Here is a 12,919-nt window from a genome sequence, read left to right on the forward strand (position 1 = left end):
CTGATGTTACGTGCCGTTACGCGATGGTTGCGGTGTAAGAGGCGACGTCCTCGTAGGAATCGGTCAGATAGGCGTCGATGCCGATGGTCGTGTTGACCAGGTCGTCAAGGCTGTCAAGCTCGCCGTTCGAGAACGTGAATTCCTCGGTGGCGTTGGTGCCGGGCATCAGGTGAGCCGAGAACCAGGGTTCCTTCATGGTGCCGTTGACGTTGGTCTTGCCGGAAGGAGCGTAGAAGGTCAGGTCCTTGTCGCTCTTGTTGGTGATGTTGACGACAAAGCCGATGTCGCCCCAGTCGTCCTTGAACTTCTCGGTGATGGTGATGGTGCACAGATCGTCATCGGCGACGGTGACGGCGGGGGAGATTTCGACGCTCTGGACATCGTCGTCTTCGACGGCCTCATCGATCTCCTCTTCCTTCTCGACGTTCTCGCGATCCTTCTTCACCGTACCGGACAGATCCTTGTCGGACTTGGTGAAGATGAGCTTGTCGCCTTCCACCTCCAGGACGAGCTTGTCGTCCTTGAGCTTCAGGTCGTATGACTCGTCTTCGGCGGTGATCGTTACGGTGGTGGCGTCCTTGGCCTCCCATTTCAGGTCGTCGACCTCAAGGAACAAGTCAAGGGTGCCCGTGCCGTCCTCATCGAGGATCAGGATGCAGTTGACGCCCCACTCCTTGAGCATGTCCATGTACTCATCGGTGAGCTCTTCGCCATCGAAGGTTCCACCCGAGTACTGCCAGCTGCCGACGAAGTTGGCCTTGGGGTCTTTGCCGCCGCCGCTGCAGCCCGTCAGGGCAAAGGCGAGCGCCAGGACGCATGTCAGAAATGCGAGCACGGACTTTTTGAACGTTGTCTTCATGGTGTCCTCCTTTATCGAACGAAACCCATAGAAGCAAATGCGGGGGTGGCGGACCCCCCGCCAATTACCAGATAGAGGGGCTAGGGCCTAGGCGTTCCTCAGTTGCTGCAGAACTTGCCGCCGTTTTCGCTGCCGCAGTTGGGGCAGAACCACTTGGCCGGTGCCGGGGCGGGTGCGGGACTGCCGCACTCGGAGCAGAACTTGCCGGTGTTGGTGGCGCCGCAGCTGCAGGTCCATGCGCCGGCCGCAGGTGCGGCGGTGGGAGCCGGTGCGGCGGTGGGAGCCGGTGCGGGGGCGGGAGCCGGAGCCGGCTGCGGAGCGGCCTGCTGCTGTGCCTGGCCGGCGGCGAACAGCTGGCTGGCGTTCATGCCGCCCATGCCACCTGCCATGCCCATGCCCATAAAGCCTGCCATCGCGCCGTTGGGGTTGGCGGCTGCCGCGCGCATCGCATCGCTCTGGGCGCTGGCAATGTTGGCTGCCGCCATGGTGGGATCGCGCATGACCGCGGCCTTCTGCAGGTCCTTGATCATCTGCTCGTCTTCTTGCGAGGCGGCGATGGAGTTGACGCCAAAGCTCACGATCTCGACGCCGCGCAGGTCACGCCAGTCGGCAGAGAGGACCTCGTTGAGCGCGCGGGCGAGCTCGGTGGTGTGGCCGGGGATGGCGCTGTAGCGGATACCCATCTCCGAGATCTTGGCAAAGGCGGGCTGCAGGGCGGTGAGCAGCTCGGACTTAAGCTGACTGTCGATCTTATCGCGCGTGTAGCTATCGGTCACGTTGCCGCACACGTTGGTGTAGAACAGCAGCGGATTGGTGATGCGGTACGAATACTCGCCGTTGCAGCGCACGGAGATGTCGACGTCCAGGCCAATGTTGTTATCGACCACGCGGAAGGGCACGGGCGAGGCGGTGCCGTACTTGTTGCCGATGATCTCCTTGGTGTTGATGAAGTAGACGCGCTGGTCCTTGCCTGCATCGCCGCCAAAGGTAAAACGGCTGCCGATATTGGCGAAGGTCTCCTTGATGGAATCGCCCAGGTTGCCGCTAAAGACGCTCGGCTCGCTGCCGGTGTCGAAGACGAACTCACCGGGCTCCAGCGCGACTTCGATGATCTTGCCGTTTTGCACCACGAGCATGCCTTGTCCGTCGTTGACGGCGATGACCGAGCCGTTGGAGATGACGTTGTCCTCGCCGCGCGTGTTGGAGCTGCGGCCACCGGTACGTTTGCTGCCCTTGCAGGCCAAGACGTCAGCAGGCATCGATTCGCAGTAGATAAATTCCTTCCACTGGTCGGCCATGACGCCGCCGGCAGCTCCCAATCCAGCTTTCAAGAGTCCCATGGTGATCTTCCTTTCTCGTCAAAGGCTGGGTGGTATTGGTCGGATTGCTTAGTCGTCCTTGTCGTCTTTCATGACAACGGTGGTCTCGGTGTGGCTGAAGGTGTCGTGCTTCTCGGTCAGGTCGAGCTCGCCACAATACTCATCGGCATGGGTTGCTTCGTTGGCCGTCTTGAGCTGGCCTACCAGTAGCACGTCTCCGATAATCACGATGATCAACGGCGCGACGATGTTGATGAGGATGCCCTCGACATCAAAGGTGAGGTAGTCCGGATCGAAGGCATTCCCACCCATAAAGAGAATCTGGGAGAGGACAAACCCGATCACAAAGAACAGCACCGAGGCGATGGCGAGCTTGGGCTTGGAGCAGGGGAGCTCGCCGACCATGCGACCGGTCTGGCCGTTCATGGCAAACAGGTAGCTCTTGCCGTTCCACGAGGTGGAGAGCATCCAGACGGGGAACAGGGCGTAGTCGCTGTCTTCCCAGGTGTAGTCGAGCTGCTTGCTTTCGACCGTGGCATCGTCATATTCGTCGACGACGGTCTCGCGCAGGGCCGAGATCGTGCTCTCTTCCATACGACGCTCGGCGCGCGCTTTGCAGGTTTCGCAATCCTCGTCATAGCGGTTGGCGATGTAGCCGGGCATATAGGCGACCGAGAACGGGCGCAGCGCGTCGTAGTCAAACGGCTCGATGGCGTCCATGTGGCCGTCGGGCATCTTGGAGGATCCGTCGACGGGCACGCGCTTAAACGAGATGTTTCCCTTGCGGTAGGCGTCGTAGTGGTCGGTGGTCGTGACGGTGCGGTCGGATTCCTCAGTCACGGTCTCGTTGGTCGCATCAAAGTGCACTTCGCCGTCCACGTGGGCACCGTAAAGCCAAAACGGCACGTAAACGCCTTGGACTTCGTCGATATGGTTGCCGGTGACAAAGCTTTTGGGTAGCAGGATTTTGCCCTTGTAGTGCTCCTTGAGTGCGGCCATAACGTCGTCGCGCCCGAGCTTAAACGGAATTACCAGGTCGGGTGAGAAGTCGCCCGAGAGCTGGCCGGGTGCCACGGCGGAGTTGCCGCAGTATGGACAGGTGGTAACGGCGACGGTGCCGTCCGAGACCAGCTCGGCACCGCACGACGAGCAGATGTAGCCGGCGTTTTGAGCCAGCTCCTGCACGGCATCGTCGACAGCAGGCTTGGGGGCCGCGGCTGCGGCATCGGCTTTGGCATCGGCCTTGTCCTGGCGCTCGCGATAGAGGGCCTCGACTTCTTCGACTTCAAAACGCGAGTCGCAGTAGTCACAGACGAGCTTTTGCTCGGCACTGGCAAAGTGAAGGGGGCCGCCACACGCGGGGCACTGATAGTTGACACTCTCGAAGGCCATGATCGGTCCTTTCCGTGCCGGAGGCTATGCGCCGATGGCGCCGCCGCAGTATTCGCAGCGCCCACTGGCATCGGGAATGGTGGTGGCTCCGCAGAAGGGGCAGGTGACCGCGGTCTTGGGGGCCTTAGCGGCCACGACGCTGTCGCGCGTTTCCTGACGCAGCTGCACCAGCGCGTCGCGGACCTCGGTTGCCTGGCGCTTGGCCTCGCGGTATTCGATGGAGCCGCGCTGATCGATGGTGGAGTCGTTCACGCGCAGGTTGATCTCGGTAAAGTACGGCGTGTTGACGTGGATGGTCAGATTAAAGTCGTAATCCAGGTCGTAGCGCGGCGGGTTGTAGCTCTCGCGCTCGCCGTCCTTGGTCTCGCGATAGATCTCGGTGCGATGCTCGTCGATATCCATATCGCAGCCGAGTACCTGCGAGAACTCGATGATGTCGGGATTGGCGTCGCGCCAGCGCGTCTGCGAGGTAATGATCAGCAGGCCCGCGTCCTCGTCGAGCATAATATTGGTGCGCCCGGCCGAGAGCGTGCGCGTGGGGTTGAACGATGCCAGGCGCTCGGCGTTAGCCTCGCGATAGGCGAGCTGCTCGCGAATGTCGTCCGCGGTGCTAGAGCGATAACCGCCAAAGAAGGGAGAGAGCTTGCCGACGCATTCTTTGCACAGGTAGCCTTCGTTGATCTTGGTCTTACCTAGAAGTCCCAGCTCGGTACCGCAAATCGCGCACTCTTTCTTCTCGAACATCTTGTCAAAGAAGCCCATGGCTGCCTCCCATCAACAGGTAGCGTGTGTCACTTTTGATGATGGGGGAGCGCACGATCTTTCACGATACCCAGACGGCTCAAGAGGTCTCCACAACTGGGACACATGGCCCATTTTTGACTAGTCATTGGGGACGTTCTTAAACGACTAGTCGTGGGGGACAGTCTTTGTTGAACATGGAGCGGTGCGTTTAGGCGATAAGCAATCCGCCGTTTACCGAGTAATTTGACCGCTCAGGGTTAAAACTGATTTCAACTCGAGCGTGCGGGGCGTGGGTGTTTAAATAAAGCATGCGTAAGCACGCTTGAGTGCGACTCCCCGTGAGGCATGATCGAGCAGCTCACATTATCCACGGTATCATGCCGTGCAGAAGCTGCGAGGGGAGTCTATGAAAGTCGTCAAACGAATCAACAACAACGCCGTGATGTGCATCGACTCCAAGGGGCGAAGCGTTGTCGCCTTCGGCAAGGGAATCGCCTTTGCCATCGACAAGGAGACGGGCGACCTCAAGCTCTCTGTTATCGAGCGCACCTTTTACAATGTTGACGAGCATTATCTGGCGTTGCTTGAGGAGCTTAATCCTCCTGTTTTGGCGCTCTCTGCCGACATTATCGAGGCTGCTGACTTTGAGCTGCCCTACGAGCTGAGCCCCAATGCCGTACTTGCCCTCGCCGACCACATCACCTTTGCTATTCAACGCGCCAAGAAAGGCATCGATATTCGGATGCCGCTCGCCTACGATGTGGCGCAAATGTATTCCGCTGAGTACAGACTGGGCGAATACGCCGTTGAGCAAATTTCACGCAAACTCATGGTCGATCTGCCTAAGAGCGAGGCGGTCGGCATTGCGATGGCCCTGCTCAATGCCTCTCTCACGCCCGCGAATGAAGATGACACCGTTGCGCAGGCGGAGAAGGACAACGAGATCGTCGATAGAATCACCAGGATTATCGAGGATGAATATGGTATCGAGGTTGACCGCAAGGGCTTTGAGTTTGCGCGGTTCGCCACGCATATTCATTATCTCCTCGGCCGCATTCGCAAGGGTGAGCCCATGAGTACCGATGGCTCCGAGCTCTACGGCGTTGTTCGCTCGCAGTCCAAAATCGGCGCTGCTTGCCTAGACAGTACGGTAGATTTGATTCGTGCTGAGTTCGATGAGGAGATCACCGACTCTGAGAAGCTCTACGTGCTTATGCATATCATGCGGATCTCACGCCCGCGGGCGTAGCGATACCGTGGCGACGACGGTTATCGTCGCAGGTAAACCGGCCTGAGGCTGCAGCGAGACCCCAACCCCTATCCTCGCGGCAACCGGGCGACGGGTTTGACTCGGTGCCTCGTGCACTAGGCGGGGCAAGCCTCGCCAGTAGAAAAAGGGAGGTCTTTATGGCCGACAACAAGCAGATTGCCGAGGACGTGCTAGCAGCCGTCGGCGGCAAGGAAAACGTCACGAGCGTTACGCACTGCATGACACGTCTGCGCTTTACGCTCAAGGATTTGGGGATTCCCGATACCGCCAAGGTCAAAAAGATTAGAGGCGTTATCGGAGTTCAGGAATCCGGCGGGCAGTACCAGGTGATCGTTGGGCAGAACGTGCCCAAGGTCTATGACGAGGTCTGCAATATGGGCGGCTTCACCAAGCGCGCGGCAATCAACGAGAACCTCGATACACCCCAGGAGAAGCTGACGCCCAAACTGGTGGGACAGAAAGTCCTCAACTATCTTTCCGGCTCGATGGTCCCACTTATCCCAGCCTTTATGGCGGGCGGCCTGTTCAAGTGCTTCGCCTGCATCCTGGGGCCGACGATGCTCAACGTCATCTCCGACACGAGCGACCTCTACGTGTTCCTTACCATGGTCTACAACGCGTCGTTCTACTTCATGCCGATCTATCTCGGCTACAGCGCGGCCAGACAGATCGGCGTCACACCGATGCTCGGTGCGCTGCTGGGCGGCATCCTGATCGAGCCCACGTTTATGCAGCTCGCAAAAGACGGGGCATCGTTCTCAGTGTTTGGCATTCCCTGCATGCCTGAGGTGTATTCCCAGACCGTGCTTCCCATCCTGCTGTCCGTTGCGGGCATGAGCGTGATTGAGAAGTTCTTCCGCAAGTATGTTCCTGAGGCCTTGGCCACAGTGTTCACCCCGCTTCTCACCATGGTCGTTGCCACGCCGCTTGCTCTTTGTCTCTTTGGCCCGATCGGTCAGTGGTGCGGCACGGCGATTGCCGCGGTGCTCAATGCGGCCGGTAACGCCGGCGGTGTCGCGACGATTCTCGCGGCCGGTGTCCTCTCCGCCCTGTGGCTGCCCATCATCATTACCGGTATGCATGGGCCTATCGTGATGCTCGCTTTCGCCAACCTCATGGCTGTCGGTTCCGATTCCTTCATCCTCGTCGCCACGAACCTTCGCGTCTGGGGCATCTATGCCATCTGGCTCGCATCGGCCATCAAGCTGCGCGACAAGCAGGAAAAGAGCAACGCGTTCAGCTACTTTATCGCTAACTTCGTGGGCGGCGTCGGAGAGCCGGGCATCTATGGCCTCATGCTCCGATATCGCAGGCTCTTCAAGATCCAGTTCGTCATGAGTTTCATCGCCGGCATCCTTGGCGCCATGCTTCATGTGACGCTCTACATGCCCAGCAACTCGACGTTCCTCGGCATCGTGTCCTATATCAGCGAGGATCCGATGAACTTCATGTGCGCGGTCGGCGTCGCTGCGGTTACGTTTGTTACGGCTTTCGTGCTCGTGATGCTTTTTGGCTTCACCGAGGACGAGCTCGAGAACGGCCCGGTTTTCGAGCGCCAGTAGAGCTGTCGTCCATAAGATAGGGGCTATCTCGGCCGCCCGCCTTGGGACGGGTGGCCTCTTTTAACGAGGAGGAATCATGGGGAGCCAATCGTTGAGGGTCGCGTTTGCGCGCGCCGACGTCACCCCCAATCGCCCGTGCCGCATGGGCGGATATAACCGAAAAAAACTTTCCGAGGGAGTGCTTGACCCCATTGAAGTGAACGTTGTCGCGGCTGAGGTGGGCGGCGTGCCGTTTGTCCTCGCTGTGCTCGATTCGATCATGGTGTCCGAGGAGTTTGCCCGGCGTCTCCAGGCGCGCGTCGCGGAGGCCTGCGCCGTTCCTTGCGCGAACATCGTCGCTTGTGCGATTCATACTCACTCGGCCCCGGCATTCTTCAAGCTCGCCTTTGAGGAGACCCCGGCGGAGGGGGGGCTGACCGAGCGGCTGCTCGACCGTACGACGCGGCTCTGCATTGATGCCGTGGCGGATTTACGGCCTGCGGTGTGCACGATGGAACGTATGGAGGTCGAGGGTCTCTACGGCAACCGCAATATCGAGGGCGGACTGGCTGATAAGTCTTGCACCGTGCTGACGTTCACCGGCGACGACGGCAAGGTTTTGGGCAAGTTGCTTAATATATCGACGCACCCGACCATCCTCAGCGGAAGCAACCTCATGCTCTCCGCGGACTTGATCGGGCAAGCGCGCATGCGTCTAGAGGACGCGTGGGGCGTGTCCGTTGTCTGTGCCAACGGCATATGCGGAGACGTGTCCACAAGGTTCTACCGCCAGGGTTCCGGAGTTCCGGAGCTCGAGCGTACGGCCGAGGAGCTGGCCGGGCAGATTGTCGCGAAGCTCACGCCTGTCGCGATTGATCTCGATTTGCCGGTGAGCGGAGAGATCCGCATGCCGGTGGTATATGACGCGCGCATCGATGCCGATTGCGCTTCTGCCTTGGAGAGGGCGCAAACCGATCCGGACGTTCCTTGGAATAAGTTCATTATCGAGCGCGTTGCTTTCAAGCGGCAGATTAGCCCTATTGAGATGACGCTGATATCGCGCTATGCCGTTATGGGCGACCTGGTTGTCGTCACGATGCCGTGCGACACCTGCAGCGCGCTCGGCCTTAAGATTAAGCACGCTTTCTCCGGGCGTGAGGTTATCGTTATCGGGTATGCCAACACCTATTGCAACTACCTGGTCCCCGAGGAAGACTATGGCAAGTACTTCGAGACTATGAATGCGCGCACGGCACGCGGGCAGGCCGATCGCTTTGTCGAGCGCGTTATAGATGCCGTGCATGCGGCACTTTAGGTGGAACGATGCAGATTGCAGTTGCGCTCTTCCAACAGGTTATCGTCATGTTTGCCCTCATGGCGATAGGATATCTACTGCGTCGAGGTGGCATTCTCGGTGCTGAATCATCTGGGGATTTGGGAAAGCTCCTCGTCAATGCCGTCCTGCCTGCCGTGGTCGTGCGCTCGTTTTGGACGGCGGCGGGCGATGGGCGAGGCGGGGAGCTCGTCCAGTCGTTCGCCATCTCGGTGGTGTTGCTCGCATTGGCGATGGCGGTCGGCCGTGCATTGCAGGTTCGACATCCCGTGGGCGATTTCTCAGTCGCCTTTTCCAATGCGGGCTTCATAGGCATTCCACTTGCCCGCGCTGTACTCGGCGATGGATCAGTGTTTTTCATCGCACCGTTTATCGCGTTGCTCAACGTGCTGCAGTGGACATATGGGCAGAGGCTGCTCTCGGGCGCGCGCAATCGACCCGATATTCGTTCCATACTGCTGAGCCCCATGCTCATCGCAATGGTTGCGGGCCTTGCGCTCTACGGCATGGCAATGCCCCTACCGGCTCTGGTCGGTACGGTCCTAGACGACGTGGCGGCGCTCAACTCGCCGCTGGCGATGATAGTTCTCGGCTGTTACCTCGCGGAGAGCGATTTGCGGATGCTGCTCTCTACAGGGAACTTGTATTCGGTGGCGATGGAACGGCTGCTCGTTGTCCCGCTCCTGAGCGTCGCACTTCTTGCGTTTGCTCCGGGCGGGACCGATCTCAAGCTGTCTCTATTGCTTGCGGCGGCTGCCCCGGTCGGGACGAACGTAGCGATTTTCGCGCGGCAGAATGATAGCGACTACACCTATGCTAGCGGCTGCGTGTGCCTGAGCACCCTTGCCTCACTCGTCACCATGCCCGTGGTGATGGCGGTTGCGACGGTGTTTCTCGGCTAGGCCTGCTGCCCCCTCGAGCACGAGTCTCTGACGTGAATATCGTTTTGGCGATGGATGCCGATACATCATTTCACAGCCAGGGCGTCCGGCGGACGTTGCGCTGAGGGGGTGCACGCGGCTACGCCGTGGTTGTCATCGCTGTTTTTAGGCTGCGTGGTAAAGAAAGCCGCAGTAACGGAATGCTTACAATACCGCGATGGCGACCTGGGCGTAGCGGGTGCAGGGGCGCTCGGCGCGGGTTTTAACGCTGAGGGTGAGCACGAAGCGGTCACCGGGCTGCGCGTCGGCGGGTACGGTGAACGTGGCGTCCGTCGCGCATTCCTGCCATAGCGACAGATCTTGAGCGCCTGCATAGCGCGACGGTCCCATGGTGACATTCCAATGAGCATCGAAGCCCCTGCCATCGGGGTCGACGATGGTCGCTGCAAGAGCAACGCGCTCGCCGGCCGCGGCGCTCATGTCGCCCGTGACCTCGGCAACATACGCCGGATGCGAGCAGGCCGCGGGCTCATGGGCGCACCACTGCGCGCGAGCGGCGAAGTCTTCCTGGTAGGCGCGCAGATAGGGGTTGGGGTTGCCGTCCACCGGCGTACCTATGGCAGCAAAACCGGCAGGCGCATCTGAGTCGGGATGCCCGTCAAGGAACATGCGGCCGAGCAACGTGTCAAAGTCGCGGTTATCGATGCCGCGCAGGCCAAACGGCAGCAGCGGAATATAGGTCATCGAGTCTCCCTCGGCCATAAAATCGCCGCGCTCAAATTGCATCGCGGGCATGCCTTCTAAGCCCCAATCCAAGCGGGCATGCTTGCCAAACTGGAACCTCTCGGGCTCGTTTTCGTACACCTTGCCATCGCCATAGAGCATATAGCGCGCCATAAGGGGACCGTTGCCCTGCGTGAGATTTTGCTCGGGCCAGGGAGCCTGAAAGAGCGGCAGCGTATCGGGCTGAGCCATCTTGGCATCGACATAGCCGCCATACATATAGGGCACACACCAAAAGATGAGATCGGGGAAGAGCTCACGCCCATGGTCGAGCCAAGAATTGTCCTGCCCCACGCCATCGGCAACGCCCATCACGCGCACCTTCTGATAGACATGCTGCTGCACGGAAGGCCACTCGGGCGTATCGCGATAGCGCTCAGCAATACTCATGAGCGCACGAACGATCGTATTCATACCGCCCCAACTGAGCAGCCAAAGCGTGCGCGGGTCATCGTCCAAGATTGCCTGAGCAATTGCGCGCGAACCCTCAGTCTCCTCACACACATCGCCCTCAAAGGCAACATTACCCACAAACGTACGCTCAATCATCTGAGCCGGCGTGGGAAATGGCGGCTCGCCGGCAGCGGCCGCATTGGCCTGCAACTGAGGCCAAGCCTGGGCGTACTCGTTGCTCCAGAGACTCTCAATCCAATGCTCAGGAAACGGCCGATACTCACGAAGCTCCCCAGCCGTGGGATCAGGTTCATGGGGCACAACATCCCACTCATAAGAGCGACGCCCTTTAGTCCGCCAATGCGGATTCACCTCGCCGAGCGTATGGACGCCATCCCCAAGAAAGTGATACTGCGAAGCCGTATACACCACAGCCTGCACATCAAGCAAGTTAAGATACAGAGCCAAATGAACGAGCGAGTTCATATCATCGACTTCCATATCAGTAGTAACAATCACCCGAGTCAACTTCTGGGACATAGGAACAGCTCCAATCAAAATCAATTTAGCCAGTTACGCGCAAGGCAAGACGGGACCCACGCCCTCACCGCCACCGACCCGGCGTGCTGCCGGAAGCGCCCGGCCAGCGTTTCGAACAACGTTAACTTAGGGGGCCCTGACCTTTAGTTTTGTAAACATTCCGCAGCGCGGGCCCCGCTTATCCGATGCTCCGAAGGAGCAGGATAAGCGGGGCTCAGGCGCGAGGACGTTTACAAAACTAAAGGTCAGGGCCCCCGATGGGATGGTTACCTCGAAACTCTGGCCGACCACTCCCAGCAGCCCACCGGCTCGCCGTCGATGAGTACGTTACCCCCGTCGAAGTCTTGATAACACAGGTCGTTGAATTGGTGGATCCACACGCCATGGTTGAACGTCTTCTTGGGCGAGCCGTCGGCCTCGCGGTAGCGCCCGGTCAGGTCCTCGACATGGCTAAAGTACGTGAGGTGCACGTTGGCGCCGACAGCGCGCAGGCGAGCCGTGAGCGGCAGCACGGTCTCCTGCGGGATCACGAGCTCATCGCCCTTGGAGTGCGTAAACCACAGCGGCGTCTTGGCAAGGGCGGTCACGTCCTCGTCCGTGGCGTTGTACCACGGCGCGCAGCAGGGAAGGCCCGCCGCGAAGAAATCGGGGTAGTCGGCGCACAGGCGCAGCGTCATAAAGCCGCCGTTGGAAAGGCCGGCGACCACGATACGGTCGGTGTCGATGCGGTCGGCATGCTCGGCGACAAACTCGTCGATGAGCGCCTTAATGACGGGGGAGTAGATGCTCTGGTTGGAGTGGCCGAGCTGCTCAGTGCTGTTGTCCATCCAAAACGTGGGCGACTGCGGCACGAGAACCCAGGCAAAGCCGCCAAAGTAGCGTTGGATCTGCGCCTGGCTGATGGCCGTCACGCGGTTGCCGATATAAGCGCGCGTGGCGCCCTCGCCTTGCGTAGCGCCCTTGCCCTCGCCAGCGCCGTGCAGGTACACCACGAGCGGGGCCTTCTGGGGCACGACTGTCGTTTCGGGCGCGAAGGGGTTGAAGCAGGCGGAGTCCTCGGCCTTAAAGCTGGGCTCAAAGAAGCCGTACTCGAGCGCGATGCCGTTGACGGCGGTCTTTTGCGTGGCATTGCTCCAGCCCTTGAGCGCGGGACAGATGTCGCCGCGGCAGGTGTCAAAGACCAGGCCGCAGGTTGGATCGTCACCGTCATTGCCGGGAAGGGCCGCGAGCTGCGTGATGCGCAGCTGGTCGTCGAGCAAGCGCGAGCCCATCACGCTGCCCTCGATCTTCTTGGTCAGGCGCTGCTCGGCGATCTCGAGCGCCACATGGGTGCCAAAGGCGAGCTTGCGTCCGCACTCATCGCACGGATAGGCGGCGAGGACGTCGACATAGCCTACGGAAGGTGCGGCGTGGTCGGCGCCGCGCTCTTTGCGCATCAGGATCTCGCCCGTGCGTTCATGGCGCTCTACATATATATGGAAGGTGCGCGCATCGATATCGTTGGCGTGAACGGTGCACGGCAGGTCGAGCACGACTTTGCTGATCCAGGGGCCAAAGTCTCCCAGCGTGGTGACGGTTGCGTAGGTGCACGATTTGAGTTCCATGAGCTGCCTCCTCTGCGCCGCGAGTGGTAAACATCAGCGGCAATACAACTTAAACATGTTTAGTTTAATGCAGAGCTACAGAACAGGCAGATGAACTCGGTAAACGGTCAAAATGAACACTCAACAAATTACTAAACATTCGTTTATCACCATTTAGCAGGGCTTTTGTTTATGGGTCAACAAAGAATAGAGGTGTTTACCAAATTAAAAGACCACGTAAATAGGCATTTAGCAGCAGAGCGTCAAATAGACAATCCCTT

10 protein-coding genes are annotated in these 12,919 nt (G+C 59.6%); 4 read left to right on the plus strand and 6 right to left on the minus strand.

Annotation, left to right across the window (positions count from 1 at the left end; all coding sequences use genetic code 11):
- Window positions 1-16: 16 nt before the first annotated feature.
- From ABHT90_RS03150 to ABHT90_RS03165, 4 genes are all read right to left on the minus strand, one after another.
- Complete coding sequence (locus ABHT90_RS03150) at window positions 17-859, minus strand: hypothetical protein (RefSeq protein WP_195247060.1); 843 nt, start codon at window positions 857-859, stop codon at window positions 17-19.
- Between the two features lie 98 nt (window positions 860-957).
- Window positions 958-2,199, minus strand: a complete 1,242-nt coding sequence (locus tag ABHT90_RS03155) for an SPFH domain-containing protein (RefSeq protein ID WP_346981574.1) — start codon at window positions 2,197-2,199, stop codon at window positions 958-960.
- Window positions 2,200-2,247: 48 nt separating this feature from the next.
- The gene (locus tag ABHT90_RS03160; RefSeq protein ID WP_346981575.1) at window positions 2,248-3,570 is read right to left on the minus strand and encodes a hypothetical protein; all 1,323 of its coding nucleotides are present in this window, start codon (window positions 3,568-3,570) and stop codon (window positions 2,248-2,250) included.
- 24 nt (window positions 3,571-3,594) lie between these two features.
- The gene (locus ABHT90_RS03165; protein WP_346981576.1) at window positions 3,595-4,332 is read right to left on the minus strand and encodes a DUF4428 domain-containing protein; all 738 of its coding nucleotides are present in this window, start codon (window positions 4,330-4,332) and stop codon (window positions 3,595-3,597) included.
- 388 nt (window positions 4,333-4,720) lie between these two features.
- Between ABHT90_RS03165 and ABHT90_RS03170 the strand changes: the two genes are divergently transcribed.
- The 4 genes from ABHT90_RS03170 to ABHT90_RS03185 all read left to right on the plus strand — a co-directional run bounded on the left by ABHT90_RS03170 (window position 4,721) and on the right by ABHT90_RS03185 (window position 9,360).
- Window positions 4,721-5,563 carry a PRD domain-containing protein gene (locus ABHT90_RS03170; protein ID WP_346981577.1) on the plus strand — a complete coding sequence of 281 codons (843 nt, stop codon included), beginning with the start codon at window positions 4,721-4,723 and terminating at the stop codon, window positions 5,561-5,563.
- Between the two features lie 158 nt (window positions 5,564-5,721).
- On the plus strand, window positions 5,722-7,146 hold the full coding sequence (locus ABHT90_RS03175; RefSeq protein ID WP_346981579.1) for a PTS transporter subunit EIIC: 1,425 nt from the start codon (window positions 5,722-5,724) through the stop codon (window positions 7,144-7,146).
- A gap of 76 nt (window positions 7,147-7,222) precedes the next feature.
- A complete protein-coding gene (locus ABHT90_RS03180; RefSeq protein ID WP_346981580.1) occupies window positions 7,223-8,440 on the plus strand; it encodes a hypothetical protein in 1,218 nt (405 codons plus the stop codon).
- 8 nt (window positions 8,441-8,448) lie between these two features.
- Window positions 8,449-9,360, plus strand: a complete 912-nt coding sequence (locus tag ABHT90_RS03185; RefSeq protein WP_346981582.1) for an AEC family transporter — start codon at window positions 8,449-8,451, stop codon at window positions 9,358-9,360.
- A 183-nt stretch (window positions 9,361-9,543) separates the two neighbouring features.
- Here ABHT90_RS03185 and ABHT90_RS03190 read toward each other — a convergent pair whose 3' ends face one another.
- Both ABHT90_RS03190 and ABHT90_RS03195 read right to left on the minus strand, forming a co-directional pair.
- On the minus strand, window positions 9,544-11,055 hold the full coding sequence (locus ABHT90_RS03190; protein WP_346981583.1) for a nucleoside hydrolase-like domain-containing protein: 1,512 nt from the start codon (window positions 11,053-11,055) through the stop codon (window positions 9,544-9,546).
- A 266-nt stretch (window positions 11,056-11,321) separates the two neighbouring features.
- On the minus strand, window positions 11,322-12,659 hold the full coding sequence (locus ABHT90_RS03195; protein WP_161160612.1) for a prolyl oligopeptidase family serine peptidase: 1,338 nt from the start codon (window positions 12,657-12,659) through the stop codon (window positions 11,322-11,324).
- Window positions 12,660-12,919 lie beyond the last annotated feature (260 nt).

It is taken from the genome of Collinsella aerofaciens, assembly GCF_039758815.1.
GTDB lineage: Bacteria > Actinomycetota > Coriobacteriia > Coriobacteriales > Coriobacteriaceae > Collinsella > Collinsella aerofaciens_BP.